This window comes from Paenibacillus amylolyticus (assembly GCF_047302515.1).
In the GTDB taxonomy this organism is placed as follows: Bacteria; Bacillota; Bacilli; order Paenibacillales; family Paenibacillaceae; genus Paenibacillus; species Paenibacillus amylolyticus_G.
This window is the reverse complement of sequence record NZ_CP168019.1, coordinates 3,054,176-3,071,920: the sequence shown is the minus strand read 5'-3', so window position 1 is coordinate 3,071,920 and position 17,745 is coordinate 3,054,176. Positions and strand designations below refer to the sequence as shown.

At 45.2% G+C, this 17,745-nt stretch carries 14 protein-coding genes; 11 read left to right on the top strand and 3 right to left on the bottom strand.

What is annotated here, in order from left to right; translation table 11 throughout:
* Positions 1-10 precede the first annotated feature (10 nt).
* From ACDJ59_RS12960 to ACDJ59_RS12950, 3 genes are all read left to right on the top strand, one after another.
* Positions 11-883 (top strand): carbohydrate ABC transporter permease, encoded by an 873-nt coding sequence (locus ACDJ59_RS12960; protein ID WP_413409303.1) that lies wholly within the window; start codon positions 11-13, stop codon positions 881-883.
* A gap of 21 nt (positions 884-904) precedes the next feature.
* The gene (locus ACDJ59_RS12955; protein WP_413409301.1) at positions 905-2,611 is read left to right on the top strand and encodes a hypothetical protein; all 1,707 of its coding nucleotides are present in this window, start codon (positions 905-907) and stop codon (positions 2,609-2,611) included.
* A 302-nt stretch (positions 2,612-2,913) separates the two neighbouring features.
* Positions 2,914-3,879, top strand: a complete 966-nt coding sequence (locus tag ACDJ59_RS12950; RefSeq protein WP_413409801.1) for a sugar phosphate isomerase/epimerase family protein — start codon at positions 2,914-2,916, stop codon at positions 3,877-3,879.
* A 590-nt stretch (positions 3,880-4,469) separates the two neighbouring features.
* Here the strand turns inward: ACDJ59_RS12950 and ACDJ59_RS12945 are convergent.
* Positions 4,470-5,054 carry an AAA family ATPase gene (locus ACDJ59_RS12945; RefSeq protein WP_413409300.1) on the bottom strand — a complete coding sequence of 195 codons (585 nt, stop codon included), beginning with the start codon at positions 5,052-5,054 and terminating at the stop codon, positions 4,470-4,472.
* Between the two features lie 284 nt (positions 5,055-5,338).
* Between ACDJ59_RS12945 and ACDJ59_RS12940 the strand changes: the two genes are divergently transcribed.
* Positions 5,339-5,674, top strand: coding sequence for a PadR family transcriptional regulator (locus tag ACDJ59_RS12940; protein ID WP_413409299.1), 336 nt, complete (start codon positions 5,339-5,341; stop codon positions 5,672-5,674).
* Positions 5,671-7,023: an FtsW/RodA/SpoVE family cell cycle protein gene (locus ACDJ59_RS12935; protein WP_413409298.1), complete on the top strand. Its 1,353-nt coding sequence runs from the start codon at positions 5,671-5,673 to the stop codon at positions 7,021-7,023. The genes ACDJ59_RS12940 and ACDJ59_RS12935 overlap by 4 nt, the downstream gene beginning before the upstream one ends.
* 61 nt (positions 7,024-7,084) lie before the next feature.
* Here ACDJ59_RS12935 and ACDJ59_RS12930 read toward each other — a convergent pair whose 3' ends face one another.
* On the bottom strand, positions 7,085-8,875 hold the full coding sequence (locus tag ACDJ59_RS12930; RefSeq protein ID WP_413409297.1) for an ABC transporter substrate-binding protein: 1,791 nt from the start codon (positions 8,873-8,875) through the stop codon (positions 7,085-7,087).
* A 134-nt stretch (positions 8,876-9,009) separates the two neighbouring features.
* Between ACDJ59_RS12930 and ACDJ59_RS12925 the strand changes: the two genes are divergently transcribed.
* The 6 genes from ACDJ59_RS12925 to ACDJ59_RS12900 all read left to right on the top strand — a co-directional run bounded on the left by ACDJ59_RS12925 (position 9,010) and on the right by ACDJ59_RS12900 (position 16,304).
* Entirely contained in the window at positions 9,010-10,629 is a 1,620-nt protein-coding gene (locus ACDJ59_RS12925; RefSeq protein ID WP_413409295.1) for a DUF4153 domain-containing protein, read from the top strand.
* Between the two features lie 92 nt (positions 10,630-10,721).
* Positions 10,722-11,072, top strand: a complete 351-nt coding sequence (locus tag ACDJ59_RS12920) for a hypothetical protein (protein WP_235193801.1) — start codon at positions 10,722-10,724, stop codon at positions 11,070-11,072.
* Positions 11,009-11,896, top strand: coding sequence for a membrane protein insertase YidC (yidC, locus tag ACDJ59_RS12915; protein ID WP_413409293.1), 888 nt, complete (start codon positions 11,009-11,011; stop codon positions 11,894-11,896). Before ACDJ59_RS12920 ends, yidC begins: the two co-directional genes overlap by 64 nt.
* A 287-nt stretch (positions 11,897-12,183) precedes the next feature.
* Complete coding sequence (locus ACDJ59_RS12910) at positions 12,184-14,151, top strand: AraC family transcriptional regulator (RefSeq protein ID WP_413409291.1); 1,968 nt, start codon at positions 12,184-12,186, stop codon at positions 14,149-14,151.
* A gap of 117 nt (positions 14,152-14,268) precedes the next feature.
* Positions 14,269-15,294, top strand: a complete 1,026-nt coding sequence (locus tag ACDJ59_RS12905; protein ID WP_413409290.1) for a FecCD family ABC transporter permease — start codon at positions 14,269-14,271, stop codon at positions 15,292-15,294.
* Positions 15,291-16,304, top strand: a complete 1,014-nt coding sequence (locus ACDJ59_RS12900) for a FecCD family ABC transporter permease (RefSeq protein ID WP_413409288.1) — start codon at positions 15,291-15,293, stop codon at positions 16,302-16,304. Before ACDJ59_RS12905 ends, ACDJ59_RS12900 begins: the two co-directional genes overlap by 4 nt.
* A gap of 242 nt (positions 16,305-16,546) precedes the next feature.
* On the opposite strand, the gene ACDJ59_RS12895 is transcribed toward ACDJ59_RS12900, so the two are convergent.
* On the bottom strand, positions 16,547-17,653 hold the full coding sequence (locus tag ACDJ59_RS12895) for a helix-turn-helix transcriptional regulator (RefSeq protein ID WP_413409286.1): 1,107 nt from the start codon (positions 17,651-17,653) through the stop codon (positions 16,547-16,549).
* Between the last annotated feature and the right edge of the window lie 92 nt (positions 17,654-17,745).

Sequence of the window (17,745 nt, the reverse complement as noted above, 5' to 3'; positions counted from 1 at the left end):
AGTGAGTGGGATGTCTGAAAACACGGCGAATCGAATATTCAACACGGTAAACGTCATTCTTATTGTCATTACGATGGTGCTGTGTCTTGCACCATTCATTCATATTATTGCGATTTCGCTCAGTTCGAACCGGGCAATCGGTTCAGGAGAAGTTTCCTTTTTCCCCAAAGAGTTATCCTTTGAGGCGTATACCAAAGTATTTGCAGATGGATCGATGATTCGTTCCCTCATCTATACCATTTGGCTGACCGTCCTGAGTACGGTGCTAAGCATGGTGATGACCATTGCAGCAGCTTATCCACTGGCGAAGAGTAATCTGAAAGGGCGCAAGTGGTTTATGCTTGTCATTGTGGTGACGATGTTCTTCAGTGGCGGCATTATCCCCGAGTACATTCTGATCAAAAATCTACATCTACTCGATAGCATATGGGGACTTATTCTGCCTGGATTGATTAGTCCGTTCTACATGATTATCCTCATTACCTTCTTCAGAGGTATTCCTGAAAGTCTGGAAGAAGCAGCAGGCATTGATGGAAGCAGCCACTTCGGAACACTCATGCGCATTATCTTGCCACTATCCCTTCCGGTTATGGCTACACTGAGCCTATTCTACGCGGTAGGACGCTGGAATGGTTTCCAAGATGCACTCATGTATATTACGAAGCCTGAACTATATCCTTTGCAATTGAAGTTGTATCAGATGATTCAGCAAAACCAGATTACAGAACTGATGCAGAACGAAGGCATTGGCGCCGTTCAGGTCCTGCCTGAGAGTCTGAAAGCAGCCAGCGTTATATTCTCAACGTTACCGATCCTGCTTGTGTATCCGTGGTTGCAGCGGTACTTTATCAGTGGCGTAATGGTAGGTGCTGTAAAAGGTTAATAGTCTCGGGAGGTCCATGATATGACACAACGAATGGTAGAGAAGATGTCGAAAGAGCAACAGTATCTTGTAAATCAGTCCATGTTGATGATGGATAGCTTCTATGACAAGGAAATGGATCTGCTTCGTAGTTTCGAAGAAGAGGATTCATCACAGCACAGTACACGAGCCAGTGCACATTATGCGCTCGGGTTGTTAATTCGAAATGAGCCTGGTGATGTGGAACGCGCGATACGAGTGTTCCACAAGGTGCTCGATGTTCAATATGACGCTCCAAATGAGATCTATCACGGAACCTTCGCGACCCGACCAACTGATGCGCATCCACCAGCGGGTCACTATGCTTGGAAATCTTTTGCGCCAGGCACGGCCTATTTCCTGGAACGCACCTTTGATAAGGTGTCTGCGCAGTTTATCCATAAACTACAGGAAGATGGATCTCTGCTCACAGAGGCGGCAGATTCCAAACAACTGAAACGCCTTTTTCATTCGGCAGTGAATCAGATTCTGCCACCGGTCTGGATCAGCTATGATCCCAACTGGCGCGAGTTTATCGCTTGTGTCTGTGTGGTCGTAACTGCCGAATTCGGTGAACTTATACCGGAGACACTCATGAAACGGATGGACCATGCGATGGAGTTGGCTGTGCAAGGGTCAATAGAACGCAGGTTATCCGACGTAATCCCCATGAATACGAATATTGAGTTAATGCATATTTTCATGACCCACTACTACGGCCATCGCTTGAACCGAACAGAATGGATTCAGCATTCGGATGAACAGGCGGAGGGATTGATGAAGGAGTTTGAACAGTACGACGGGACATTCGCTGAATTCAATACAACAACGTATTACGGGGTGGATCTCTCCGTGCTTGGCATGTATCGAAAGTATGGACTCACGGAACGTTTGGTTGAAATTGGACACCGGATCGCACACGGGCTGTGGAATAACATTGCGCTATACTACAATGCCAATCTGGAGAATCTCTCCGGCCCGTTCTCTCGGGCGTACGACATGGAGATGCGAGAGCATAGTTCAATCGGTGTATTTATCTATCTCTTGCTTGGAGAAGGGTATGAATATCTGGCAGGAATCAACTGTGAATCTGGTCATGATCCGATGATTGCGCTCCTTGGGGTGGATGTGCCCGCAGAAGCCGTACCGTTTTTCAAGGCTCATCAAGAAGATCGGCTTGTGCAGAAACAGTTCATGGAGCTGTGTGAGCGCAATGATCCAACGTCCAATCGGAATCTGTGTACAGCCAAAGCCTGGATCGGTGAGGATCGGATGATTGGGGCCATGTCGGGAAGTGTGAATACCAACGGCCAGATGCATCCCGCCACGATTCACTGGCAGACAGAGAGGGGTGAGCGTTATTATCTCCGCTTGATTCGTCGTGAGGTAGGGGAAGGGTGGAACAGTCATCTGCGCGGAGTAACGTTTGATGCGGATCTCACACCAGATTCGTTAACCATTGATGTGGAGCTGGATACGGCTGAAGAAATCGACGTTTATTTTGAAATCAGAGGGCCATTCCTTCGTCAGCAGGATATTACACCAGTGTTATGGCAGTTCCCTGGACTTACGTGTACCGTGAAGGCTGAAGCACCTGAACCATCCGTGTTAATGTACGTGAATCATGCGGAGATCATCTATCGTTATGTGCCTGGAAAGACTGCAAACAGGATGAGATTTGAATTGACCCTCCGTGAAGACAACGGTTAGCGGGATGAATAGGTATATAAGTTGAACTGAACATTTACACGAGAACGAAGAGTGCAGAACCGATCTGAAGAAGCGGAGCGTTCGCCTGAAAGCTTTCTGCAAGAAAGCTGCATCGGAAGCATAAGCTATCACCCGATTTTTCCCTTTGGAGAAGGGGATCAAAAAAATCAGGGGATAACAGCGCTCGGAAGATGGTACTGCAATTGGAGTGATCTAGTGTAAAGTTTATTGGTTCAACTTATATAGATAGAGATAAATGGAATATGAATGGGCGATAGAATGAGAGACAGGAGGAACCAATGATGTATACGGACAAACAGGAATATTCATTCTCAACATGTTGGAATATCAAACGTCATACGAACGGACAAGGTATGATCGAGGAGATCAAGTCTCTTGGATTCAAACAGGTGGAACTGAATTACAACGTAACGGAAGAGATGCTGCAGACGATAGAACCGATGATTGAACGGGGCGAGATCGGTGTATCCAGTGTGCATAATACATTCCCGCATGTGGCTGATCCCGATTACGGGACGGATTCCGTCCTGCTTGGGTTCGATGATGAGCCGCGCCGCAGACGGGCGATAGAACTGTTACTTCGCTCAGCCGAGTACGCACATCGTTATGGGGCCAAGGCTGTTGTTGTACATCCCGGTGAGGTTCCGTTTGAATACAATATAGATGAAGCGTTGAAAAAGATATACCACGATCAAGGACCGGATTCACCGGCATATCAATCTTTATGGCAAGAGATGCTGGAGAAGCGGGAAGATGGCAGCGCACATTACCTGAGCCGGATTCAGGAGAGTCTGGAAGAGGTGTGTGACTTGTCGGAGCAGCGAGGATACGGGGTGAGTTTCGGTATTGAGACCCGTTCACGCTGTTATCAGATGCCGACTTTGCACGAAGCGGGAACGATTATTGGACAAATGAAGGGCGCGCCGCTTGGTCTCTGGTACGATATTGGTCACGGCATGATGATGGATCGAATGGGGCTGTACGATAATGTACGTGAGGCTAACGCGTTGATTGATCACGTGGTTGGCGTGCATATTCATGAAACCGTAGGGTTATCAGATCATTGGTGTCCATATATTCATAGTAAAGACATGACATATTTTGATTCGTTTTTGGATATTATCGACCGTTCTCCGGTGAAAGTATATGAATTAAAAGCCGCGTGTACACCGGAAGAAATCGATGAGAGTCATGGAATAATCACGGCTCGTATTGCTGAACGTCATGCGTCGCATCAGCGCGGGTAAGGATTGGTATATTTTAAGCTAAGCGCATAGATGGGTAAATGATAGGGCGATGGACGAATGGGAAGCATTCTTCTCAGCTGATGTCTGACGTCTAATATTGGGGTAGCGGATTTCGTCTATTCCATGTGTTATGAGGAGATATTTAGTGGAAAAAAGGATCGGTTTCATCAGCCCGAAGGTTTGGTGAGACTGATCCTTTTTTGATTTTATTTGATATATATATGAACAGTGTACAGCTTTCATCCAGATCACATTCAGAAAGCGTTTTGGAAAACACTTCGTTTCATCAAGGGGCACTCTTTGAAACGCTAACGAACCTGGCACACCCTATTTCAAGTATATGAGCCATATTTATATCGCAACGAATCTGAGACGTCTTAACTCTTCGTTTTTAGCAGGTTTTTGCCCATTTCCACTCGTCTGCTCCCGTTTAGCGTTGCTGAGATTCGTTACAATTTTCCTATTAGTCAAATCAAGGCAATAAGGTGTCTGAGATTCATTAGAGTTCAAGAAGTGAGTCACAATTTGGCGAGAGAAGCGTTGATACTATCTATCATCACAGATTAGGTGAGTGAGCACGTGATTTCTTTTTATTCGTACATCCGTCGTTCAAGTTCAGCATAGGCAATCGCAGGATCATCACTGGAATTATCAATATAAGCGACGGATGAAGCAGGGAGGGGCCAGGCTATTTCTTTACGGACAAGAGAAGCTGTGAAGGCATCCCAGTTAGCTAACTTCCATTCATCTAGTGGGGATTGTCTCGCTGTGATCCGTTTGTGATATAGCGCTTCATTCTCCAGATAAATATAGGCTACACGCACATCCGTATCATCCAGGGTATGTCCGATTCGTGCAAGTTCCTGAGCAATCCAATCCGGGGTACCGATTTCTTTGGTAAATGGCCCCACAACGATCGTATCGATACCCAACTGAACGTTATCTAGAGCGGCGTCCATCGTAATGCGGTACCCAAGATCACGGCATAACCTTTTGTATTCAGGCGAATCCCGGTCGGATGGATCAAGTCCCTGAAGGGTCATGATCGCCTCAGCCGCGGGACGAAGCAAAATATCCATATCAAAGAAAGCCGCTTTATGTTTACGTGAAAGGGCTTTGGCAAGGGTGGTCTTGCCACTTCCGGCCCCGCCGAGAAAGAAAATTAGTTTGCCCATGAATGTAATGCCTCCTTAATTAGATTCAAAAAATAGGATATGTAATTGAGAAATACACGAATGTATAGATTCATCATTAGAGTTCGTGAATGAAAGGACTTGTTTATTTTAACATAAATAAAGAAGCTTGTTGGCTAGACAGAAAAGGAAGGATAAGGTAATATCATACCTAGTTGTTCTATGCATAGATTTCCGATGTATATGAAAAGAAGAGATTTGAAAGTGTGATTTTTCGAAATCTAAAAACTCATGCTAAATGAATTGAAAAGGAAGGAGTGAGCGCGTTGCAGGTTAACAAACAAATGATTAAAGGCAGTACCGAAACATTGATTCTGAACTTGCTTCAGGAACGACCGTTGTATGGTTATGAATTAATTAAGGAACTACATCGTCAATCCGAGGGTGTGTTTAATCTGAAAGAGGGCACGTTATATCCTATTTTGCATGCCATGGAGATTGAAGGTTGGGTAGAGTCGTACTGGATGGAGGTTGAAGGCCGTAAACGGAAATATTATTCGATTCTTGACAAGGGCATGGAGGCCTTACAAAGTAAAAAAGCAGAGTGGAATTTGTTCCGTAGAGCTGTGGATCGGGTGCTTGGGGAAGGAGGCCTGACATGACGAATCGACATGAGCGAATTCAGCATTATCTTGATCACATGTGTGTTCAGGTTAAAGCTCGCGAAGTACATAACGACTTGCGTGATGAATTAGGAAACCACATGGAAGAAATCAAGTTGTATAAAAAACAAGAAGGTTATACAGAGGAAGAAGCAATTGCATATGCCATTGAACAGATGGGTGATCCCGCTGTCGTAGGCAAGAGTATGCACCGGTTGCATCGCCATCGTATGCATTGGGGCATAGTGTCTGGAATTATTGTCTTGGCTACAATCAGTCTGATACTGATGTGGATTTTTACGACTAATACGACACAAGCAAGATATCAATATTTATACAGCTATCATGTGAAAAACACCGTTGTTGGATTGATGATGATGTCTTTCTTTATTTTCTTTGATTACCGCAAATGGAAAAAAGCTGCCTGGTGGATTTATATTTTGTTCAATGCCCTGTTGTGGATCAATCCGATGCTATCTTCAGCCTACAATGGTATAGACAGGTACTTGTCATTACCATTCGGCTTTGTACTTGATGTAACCACGGTTTCAATGTGGATATTGCCTCTCGCCATAGGTGCAATTATGCTGGATAAACTTCGAACAAGTTGTAGTATACAGTCAGTACTAAGTTACATTGCAATGGTGGCATTACCGGCAGTGCTCTTGTTTCAAATATCAGATTGGGTTCGTATGTTATTGTTTGGTATTGTATCGGTCATTCTATTTGGCTGGATTACACGAAAATGGCTTTATATGATCATCGCTGCCATAACTACTGGAAGTCTGTCACTAATATTGTTGCTTTTCATGGATGAATACAGACGTTTGGATAGATTCTCTGTCGTGTTCAACCTTCAGGATGACCCCAATGGAAATGGTTTTGTGTATAATTCGATTATGGATATCGTGCGAACAGCCGGATGGTGGGGCAATGGACTAGATACACGGTTTGACCTGATCAAAAGTAATTATTTCGATTTTCCCGGTGTAATGCTTATTGATGTGTTTGGTTGGTCTGCAGGCATACTCTTGTTGATAGGTATTTTCTGGTTTGTAAGTAGTATGGTGAAAATACTCCCTCGTATTCGGGATGATTATGGTCGCATGATCATCTTGAGTGTCACTACGATATTGTCTTTGCAGATGATTTATTCTCTTGTAGTAATTACTGGTAAGGTTCCAATCATCAGCATTGCTTTTCCTTTCATTGGATATGGCACTCATCTGATCTTTGAATATGCCATGATTGGATTACTTCTTGGGGTATACCGCCGCAAGGATACTATTTCGAAGAAAAATGAAAAAATACGGCAGAAGGTGGACGCCGACCTACTGACCAATTCATAGGCATCCAAAATCATTACCGCATCTTGAAATGAAAGTATTATTATGCTCGTTTAACGAGCATTCACGGAAACCAGATATGACGCAGGTTTACCCAGCCCTGGCTGTTGAAAGATAGACCACGTACCGAAGGCAGATAAGCGGTTTCTACCGGTTTTTCGGATAAATGGAACAGTAAATTCTGACCAACCAAAAATTGCTCAATGCGGTCTAATTCACAAGTTCGATCCGCAGCGATGGGAGAGGCGACGATGGTTTGCAAGATCTCATGGATCGTTATACGAGCAGAATCTTCCAGATGCTCAGATAACGTAGAGTAGAGATCATACCTTCGCAGTTCTTCGTCCCTGTCCCGAATGAGAGAGAAGAGAATCAGATCAGATTCCAGCCGCAGGTTTCCTTTGAACTGCTCCATCGTAGCAGTACGGACGGTACAGGAGAAACCGCACTGCTCCAGTATGGACGCCAGATGTTGGGCATCCCTGCGATATTGTGGAATGGTTGCAATGTGCAAGGAGATGGGACTGGAGGATACGGAACTTATCGATATATCGCTAAATCCCTCCGAGTGGACCTGGACTTTCTTGGTATTCACCGCACTAAAATTAGTCTCCACGACTTCAGAGTCATCTGCATGTCCGTCATCTCTATACATTCCAGCAAGGCATGACTGAAGGTGTGCTCTTACTTCCGGATCGTTTAACGGTCCGTTTTTTTGTGTATTACACGTGAGTAATTTATGAACCATTACACCTGCACTAATCTGTGTCCAGTCTGCACCCGCAGACGAAGACGGATTATGAACAAGATGAAAGAACGGAGTTTCGATATCTTGGCTATCGTCCATTTTTGCCGAGGCACTCCACGGAATTTGCAGGATATCTACCCGGTCCATATGTGCTCTACCTTGAAAATATGATGAAAAGGCTTCAAGTCTGCACAAGTGATCATCCCAGGCGGTGACCTTGAAAGGTCCCGTCCCAACAGGTTTTTGCATCCCATGCACATCACTCGAATGCTTCATCTTATGTTCGTTTGTTCCTGGTGAGGGTACAATCGCCGCACGACTTGTTGTCAGGAAGGACAAAAACAATTCATGAGGATTTTTAAGCTGGAAACACACGGTTAAGGAATCGACCGCTTCAATAGATAGAATCTGTTTACTTACATCACGGTACAGTGTCCGGCGATCTGTAGATTGCAGTCGTTCAAACGTATGCACTATATCATGGGCCGTCAACAACTGACCATCGTGAAATGTAATACCTTTTCGCAAATAAAAGATCCAGGTCTTTCGGTCTGCACTGACATCCCAGGTATGAGCGAGACATGGGAGGATCTCTCCCTGTTCACCCCGCTGAACCAACCCGTCAAAGACATGGCTGGTAACAAAGGATTCAGCTAATAGATTAATGTACAACGGATCAAGCGCATGAAGCTGTTGGCGGAGGGGCAACCGAAGCGTATCAATCTGCTCATTATTGGTGCCGGCTTCTGTATGATGTCCTGAATACCCAAGCAACCACTGGTTTAGATGATCCTGCATGATTGTTGAACTAGAGAATGCGCTTACCTGCTCGGCAGCTTCCTGTAACTCTCGGCGATTCATGGCCTGCATCATATATTCTGCGGCGATTTGATCAGCCGGAACAAGCAAAGTCAGTGAAGAACGCCGACCTCGGCCACGCTGGGAAACCCAACGAATCCAATCATGGGCAACCATCTTTTTGACAATCGTTAACGTATTGCGGTGTGTACAATTTAGCAACTCAGCGAGATCGGCGAGTGTAAGTTCATGTTCTGTATGGTGGCCGTAATGACGATGCAACAGCAGATATTGCTGATGTAATTTCAAGTGTTGATTCCCTCCAGGAGGTGAACTCTGACGTATTCCTCTAAAATAAGAAGTTTTGTCGATTATAATTTCTATTTATATTCCTATTTTATCATCTAGAATATAGCATAGAAAGGTTAATGGAGGTTTTTCCCATGATTGATAAAATAATGGCTTCACCGCAACGCGCTCTAATCACGCTACTGTCCGCATGGATGCTGGCGATTATTCACCAGTATTTATTCTATGGTAATGAGATTGGCGTATCGTATCCTATCTTTGTAATTCTCTTTTATGTGTTCATGTATCTGTTTGCACGGGACCGCATGAGGTCTTTCAAGTTCATTGATGCTTTTGTAGCGGCTGTAGTGCTATTGTTGTCGCTAACGTTCCTGTTATACGACAATGAACTGCTGTATGTTCTTAATTTTCTGGTCATACCTGGTGTAGTTATCTTACATATGACGTATCTGATGGGCAGAAAACAGAAGCAGTGGTGGGAGATTGGTTTGATTGGTACGGCTATTGACCACATGCTGCCTCAAGCCATACGTCATTGGGGGACTGTTGCTGCTATTGCTGTGAGAGCAGGCGGGCGTGGCATCGGCAAATCCCAGAAAACAGTTGTTTTCAAAGTACTCATTGGTCTTGTGGCGTCCTTGCCTATCCTCATTGTAGTCGTTGCATTACTGTCCTCCGCTGACGGGGTCTTTGATCAGTATTTAGCCGGTTTTCCGGAGTGGCTGAATCAGCTGGCTTTTACTCCAGGGATACCGAGAATCATCTGGATTGTCATCGCAGGTGTATTGCTGTTCGGTTATGTATGGGGATTTGTACAGCCAATGCAATATGAGGCAGAGAAGAGAGCGAACGCACATTGGAAAAATGGAGCAGTATCCACGGTTGATAAGCGTGATAACACCTATATATTCTCTCCTGTGGACCCGGCCATTGAAGGTAAGGCTACAAATAAGATTACACCCGAGCCCGAACGCACTCCGATTCAGCGGGAACCATTCAGATTGGACCCCATCATTGTGGGGACGATGCTGATTGTCATTAACTGTGTGTACGTTTTGTTTGTACTTGTACAGTTTTCGTATCTGTTTGGTGCAGGAGAGGGGCATCTTCCGGTAGATCTGTCTTACGCAGACTATGCGAGAAGTGGATTCGCAGAGTTAATTCTCGTCACAGGTATTAACTTCTTTATTCTTATTGTTGCTTTGCAGTATACCCGTTCGAGTGGCAAAACGGGTTCCATCGTGCATCAGGTACTTCTCCTGATTCTGGTCAGTTGTTCAGCAATTATGTTGTATTCCGCGTTTATGCGCCTAAATCTTTATGAGCAGGCATATGGATATACGTACATCCGCTTTCTGGTACACGCATTCATGATCTTCCTCGCACTCCTGTTGCTGATTGCTGGCCTTCGTATACGGTACACATCAATACCGCTGATTCGCTGGTATATTGTGCTGGCGCTCACAGCTTATGTTGCAGTCAACTATGTGGGCATGGATAAACGGATTGCCGAGCTGAATATTGAACGTTATCATCAGACTGGCCATATTGATGCAACCTATCTGGCGAGTCTGTCAGCAGATGCAGTTCCGTTACTTCGTGAGTTTGCTCTGGAGGAGTATCCGGATCTCAAGAGGGAAATGCTGGAACGTCAAGCCTACCTGGACGTGGATTCATCAGATCGTTCATGGCCTTCTTATAACGTGGCAAGACACCGAGCTGAGCAAGAGTTGTCCAAATTGAGAACGGAATAGCTGAATAGTAGTTGTTTTCACGTACGGATTTATGCAAAAACAATATGTAAGTGTTATAATATAAAAACTAACCTATAAAGGGGGTGAATCCCTTGTTTGAACTGCAGGAGTTATTACCATATTTATTCTCGATTGGACTCATCTTCACCGTCAGTTATGCCTATATTGCCCATCTTCATTGTGGCATGACAGAGTACTGGATGGAAGGTGGCGCTGGTGGTGGACTTGAACCTGTACTTCCCGCCCTGTGTTTGGACAGACAGCATAGACAGGAAGACTGGAGTCGCATGATTAGACGAAGAGAAGCGCCCGATGAAGATGAACCAGATTGTCATTCCTCGTTGAACGATTGGTCAACAAATCAACGAGGAGGATATATATGGAACATAAGACCAACAAGGGATTCACTTTTACTTCGGGCAAGGGACGGATCTATGGCCTGATTGTCATTTTGTTTGCAGTCATGCTGCTTGCCGGATGCAGCAACAACGTGTCGGAGATTACTTCATCGACACCGGGATTTTTTAATCATTACATTGTATTTCCACTGTCGTACCTGATTCAGCACATTGCCACCATATTTAGTGGAAGCTACGGGGTCGCGATTATCGTGATTACGCTGGTCATTCGTTTAGCTCTGTTACCCTTGATGATGCGTCAAGCCAAGTCCCAGCAGGGAACACGAGTCATCATGAACGCCATGAAACCCGAGATGGATGCGCTCAAGAAAAAATATGAAGGCAAAAATGACCCTGCTGATAAGCAAAAGTTGTCTCAGGAAACGATGGAGCTATACAAGAAACATAAGTTCAATCCGTTGAACATTGGTTGCTTGCCGATGCTCATTCAGTTGCCTATACTTTCAGGTATTTACACAGCCATTCGACTTACACCGGAGTTGTCCTCCCACTCGTTCCTATGGTTCAAACTGGGAGCGCCGGACTATGTTCTCGCTGTGGTGGTCGCGGTCATATATCTGATTCAAGCCAAGGTATCACAAGCCAATATGGCGCCTGAGCAGCGAAAACAGTTCGCCATTATGGGTTATCTCTCCCCATTAATGATGGCATTCTTTTCTCTTACAGCTCCGGCAGCGATGCCGCTCTACTGGACCGTTGGGGGTTCGTTCCTGGTACTACAGACATTATTGTTCCGTAAAATGTACCCGGTGGAACATCCACAGGAGCCTGTGGTTGTGGAAGTAAGTAATAAAAAGAATAAAAAATCCAGCTCCGCCAAACCTTCTCGGAAACCTGCAAAGTCTTAATAAATTTGGTCACAGGTGATAAGAGAAACATGGTGACTACGTAAACTTGTTGAATACAAAAAACATAATGAAGAAGCCTGATCCATATGGATCGGGCTTCTTTTTTGTACTCTCAGGTGTTCCTTTTTAGTTTTTTACGAAAGGGGATAAGAAGCATAACGTCCACTGCCTGTTCCCCAATATCACTTAATGATATATACTTACCTGATCAAATATGATATTGATAATCAATATCAATTATTGAGTGATGTATACATTGGAAAAAGTGAAACGAGGAGTGCGGGTAGATGCAAGAGGAAGAAGCAAGACAGGGATTTACACCGGAGATGATTGATATGATGGCCAGTATCTGGACACGTTCGATCATTACATTAATAGATGTACGCTTTCAGAATATAGAGTCACAATACCCGTTGGAGCAATATAAAATGCCTAGTAGCATGTTTATCTATGCATATGGGGGAGAAGCGCAAATCCAACTGAATGAAACCACATTTGCAATGGAACGCTTCGGTTTAGTTCACGGCGGGAAGGGGAGCCTGCTCAGTATTACGCCTAAAGAGGAGACGGTGAAGACCTTTATGGTGTTTTATAGAGCAGAATCACCTCTCTTTTTCAAGAAACATCTGCAACAATTACTGGAGCAAGTAAATCCATTTGTTCAACAGTTTGGTTATACGCCAAGTAATCCCATCTTGCTACGCGATTGGTTCCAACGGATGATGAATGGCTGGAAACGTGGCAAGGAGATGGATCAGCTACAGGCCAAAAGTTTTCTATATCAATTGATTCATGAGGTGTACAGGGATTTGGAGGGTGGTGAGATTCGGTATCTCCAGCCAGATCCAGCCTGTTCTGCCAAGGTATATCTCGATAAACATTACAGGGAGCCGATCATGTTTCAGCAAATTGCCGATATGTTTGGGATCAGTGGTGGACAATTGACGCGGTTGTTCAAAAAAAGGGAAGGGATGAACTTACAGGAGTATCTCATTCAGAGAAGGATTGAAGCTGCCTGTCATGACTTGAAACATACAGAGGCGACGGTTAAAGAAATCGCAACTGGAGCTGGTTTCACAGATGAGAAAAATCTGTTCCGAATGTTTAAGAAGCATTACAAGATGACACCAAGTGATTATCGGAAAATAAACGCACTATCCATGCAGGTTGATGGTATTGATAATGATTCTCATCTCCCTTACGATGAGAGGGAACTAGTGAGCCTAGTCAAGTCTTATAGAGATGGGGAATCAATGATGTTTGGAACATTAAGAAGTAAAGAAATGATTTTGGCGGCGGCGATAAGCATGATGCTGTTATTGACGGCATGTACGTCGGGAACGCCAGCGAATAATGGGGGAACGGCAAATACAACACCTGCGCAGACACAGCAGGCGACACAACAAGAAGGGTCGGAGACAAAAGCTTCAGAAGCAGTCTCGCAGACCAGAACGATATCCACAGTTAAGGGTGATGTTGAGGTACCTAACAACCCTCAGCGAGTTGTAGTCGATTATTTGGTTGGTGATGTGGTAGCCCTAGGTGTAACTCCTTTAGGTGTGGCTAGAGCTGCACGGGGAGAGACAGAGCCTGTATATGCTAACCAGATTACAGACTCCATAAAAGTAGCCATGGAGCCGGAAGATATCATGACGCTTGAGCCGGATCTTATCATTTTGGCATGGAGTGATGAGTCGTATGATGATTTATCCAAAATTGCCCCGACCATTTATGTTCCCTATGGTGATATGACTACAGAAGAGCGGATACAATTTATTAGCGATGTTTTGAACAAACAGGAAGAGGCTAAGGATGTTTTGAATGCTTATACCGGAAAAATTGAAGAAGCAAAGCTAGCTTTTCAGAATGCGGGCCTATCCGATGTAACCATTACGGTTGGAGAATTCAGTGATAAAAGTAACTACATAGCTGGAGCCAAGCATGCCGTTGGCGAGCTTGTTTACGATGAACTTCAATTGCAGGCACCTTCAAAAGTCCAAACGGATATTATCGATGCAGATAAATATTGGGGCGATGTCTCCATGGAAGTATTACCCGCTTACTCTGGGGATTATATGATCTTCTTAGGAGATGGAAACGTTGCTTCTGATAATGCAGTGTGGAATGCCATACCTGCTGTGCAACATGATCGGATCGTAAAGGTAGATTCTTCGCTATCTTGGTCCACCGACGTAATGACTTCCAGTGCATTGATTGATTATATTGTTAGTCAATTGCTGGCATTAGCTAAATAAGAGTTAGAACGAAATTTTAATTGAGAACGCCAAATTTTCAAACATGACCAGTCGAATTTATGGATGTTAATATCCATATTCGTTTGGATTGTAAATAGGTGATGAAAGGGAAACGAGATGAAAAGCAAGCCTGAACAAAAACGCCGTGGGGCGATGAACTTCACCATGTACATGGTAATAGGGCTTGGATTAACGGTTCTCATGTCGGCGGCATCCATTATGTTTGGTGCTGCTGATATGAGGTTAGCAACGGTATGGGAGGCTATTTTCCGATTTGATCCAATGCTCACTGAACATCAAATTATTCAAACCATGCGTCTCCCGCGTACCGTAGCTGATCTGATCGTTGGGTGCAGCCTTGCGGTATGTGGCGCTATCATGCAGGGGACAACGCGTAATCCGCTGGCCGACTCCGGGCTGATGGGGATTAGCTCTGGCGCAGCATTTGCAATTGCACTATGCCTGGCCTTTCTGCCGGGTTATTCGTATTGGCAGATGATGTTGTTCGCTTGTCTGGGAGCAGCGATCGCCACCGGTATGACTTACTTTACCGCGTCACTGGGCAATTGCGGAATGACGCCTCAGCGGCTTGTACTGGCAGGTCTGTCTATTTCAATGTTGTTTGGCGCACTCAGTCAGTACTTGGCGATCAATTATAACCTGGGCCGAGCATTAACATTCTGGACAGCTGGTAGCACAGCGGGGGTCAAATGGGGAGAATTGCTGATTATCTCACCGCTCTTTGTTGCTGGTATACTGCTGGCACTGGCGCTGTCCCCTTCCGTTACATTGCTCAGTTTGGGAGATGATGTGGCAAGTGGACTCGGCATTCGTAGCGGACTGGTCAAGATTTTGTCGACAATTATTGTACTTGTGCTGACTGGATTGGCTGTTGTTGTGGTTGGCCCGGTTGGTTTTGTGGGTCTGATTACCCCGCATATTGTGCGATATATGGTAGGTGTCGACTATCGATACATTATTCCGGCAGCGGCTTTATATGGTGCGTTGCTGACCGTATCGGCCGATTTGGCTGGACGTTTGATCAATAAACCGTTCGAAACGCCGATTGCCATTATATTTTCTATCATTGGTGTGCCGTATTTTCTCTTCTTGGCTCGAAGACAAAGGAGGGAATATGAATGATCAAGCGGCGTTATACGATGAAACGAGGCATTATCATCAATGTAGTGCTTATGGTGCTCATCCTTGTGTTTGCGATCATTAGCATGAATTCTGGCAAAATGAATCTTTCACCGCTAGAAGTGCTGAACGTTCTCATAGGAAACGGTACCGATAAGCAAAATCTGATTGTGTTTGATTTTCGTTTGCCACGAATTGTACTTTCGATTTTGGTAGGTCTGGGAATGGGAGCGGCGGGGGTCGTGATGCAGAGTTTGCTGCGTAATGACATGGCTAGTCCGGGAACACTGGGAATTAGTTCGGGATCGGGTTTGTTTGTCCTGTTCTTTGTTGTATTCATTGCATCCACAGGCAAGAGTTCCTTTATTGCTCTGCCTCTGTTGGCTTTTGTAGGCGGACTATTGGCAGCGGGTTTGATCTTCTTATTATCGTATCGCCGCGGACGAGACATCTCGCCAATCGGTTTGATCTTGACCGGGGTCGCGTTAGGAAGCGGGTACGGGGCGCTGACGACCTTCTTGACACTCAAGCTGGATGATTCGCAGATGAACTTCATGCTGTATTGGCTGGCGGGGAGCCTATGGGGCGATGATTGGGGTTATATTTCCATACTGACACCATGGGTCTTGATCTTACTCGGCTATATTTTTTACAAGGCTCGCATACTGAATGCCCTCCATTTGGGCAATCAGACAGCACAGGGGCTTGGTGTTTCCGTAAATCGGCAGTTCTTAGGGTTGTCAATCGCTGCTGTTGCTTTATCCTCTGGAAGTGTAGCCGTGGGAGGTAGCTTCTTTTTCGTTGGCTTGATCGCTCCGCATATGGCCAGAAAACTGGTCGGTCCCGATCACAAATTGCTCATTCCGGCTGCCAGCTTGGCTGGGGGACTAGTCGTGGTGTTGGCTGACACGATTACGCGCACGGTTAGCCTCGTAGGAGATGTGCCGACAGGAATCGTCATTACAGTCATTAGTGTTCCATATTTTCTTTATTTACTAGCAAAAGCCAAATAACACAATCAATGATACAGTCTGAATTTTTTGTGAAAAACGGCTTGGTAGTACTGTGCGCTGCATTTTAAAGCAGAATGCACGATATCAAAAGTTCAACGATCGAAGCTAGCCTGCTACCGCTATGCTTCTTAATCAATAGCATATAGAAAAAGATGCCATTACGAGGATATCGTATTGGCATCTTTTGATTTTTTCTCATTATTGGATAGTTAAGTGGATTACTGGGGGAATTACATCAGGATTTATATGGCAGGCTCATCCGATAGCTGGAAACGGGAAACGAAATACCAGATGAGCTCGCGACGTGAGGATACCTTGGTTTTGGCGAAAATGGATTTTAAATGATCCTGAACGGTGTAGACAGAAATATGCATCGCAGCAGCAATTTCCTTGGACGAATAACTGCGGAGCACATATCCGAGCAGTTCCCGCTCACGACTGGATAATCCATGGCTCTCAGCGAGCAAGGGCAGCAAATCCTGTGGCATCGCCTGCTCCAAACGGATAGCAATCTGATCCGGTCCCGTAAGCTGTTGCATGAGACTGGCATGAAGTATGAGGTAACGCCCATCCGGAAGTTGGATGCAAACTTTGGAGGGTAAGTCGGTTGCAATCTGAGTACCCACGACCAGTTCTGCACGATTCTTGCGCTGCAAGTGGGAACTCACTGCACGTACCGGACGGGGCAGAACATCAGGCCCTACATGTTCCAGCATGCGCAATTGGGACAGCCAATATTGAGCGGAGGCGTTCAGGGATAAGAGCTGGAACGTGTCTGAGGTGATCAAAATTCCGGGTTCCTCGGGACTTTCACTCGTGATCTCATCGATCAGTGTCAAGCTGGTGGACCGCAGCATCGATGCAATAGAAGCGGTCCAGGACTGAATCATCATCCGCTCCTCTTCTGTAAAGACAGCACTTTCTGTCTTACGATATAGGGTCAGATATCCCCAGCAAGCGTCTCCACTGACCAATACAGCACGTAGTTCATCACCGAACCCCGCTGGCTGAAGAATGTTGATATATCGAGGGCTTTGTTCAAGCTGTAAGTTGGACGTATGAAGTGTAGCTGTGTGCTCACCGCTGCGAATTAATTCAGCGTATTTATGTATATCTTCTTCCATGTATTCATTGATGAATAACCGATCATGAATGGCCTCAATGCCATCTTCTGTCACGGCTCCTGTGGAGAGAAGAGTCAGAGGATCAACGGTGGTAAAACAGTATGCGTCGTAATGTACAACTGTATGGATCTGCTTGAGAACAGCTTCCCGATAGGTGCGTGAGGTCCAGGTTCCTTTTTCAAGAGAAGTGATAAGTCTGTGGTTCCGATCAATACGTGATGTCAACAAGATTACTCCTCTCTCTGTGCGCATATCCCAATGTTCTGGGATTGTAGGCTCGCCGTATCCTTCTATAATGAAATTAGACGAACAACGAG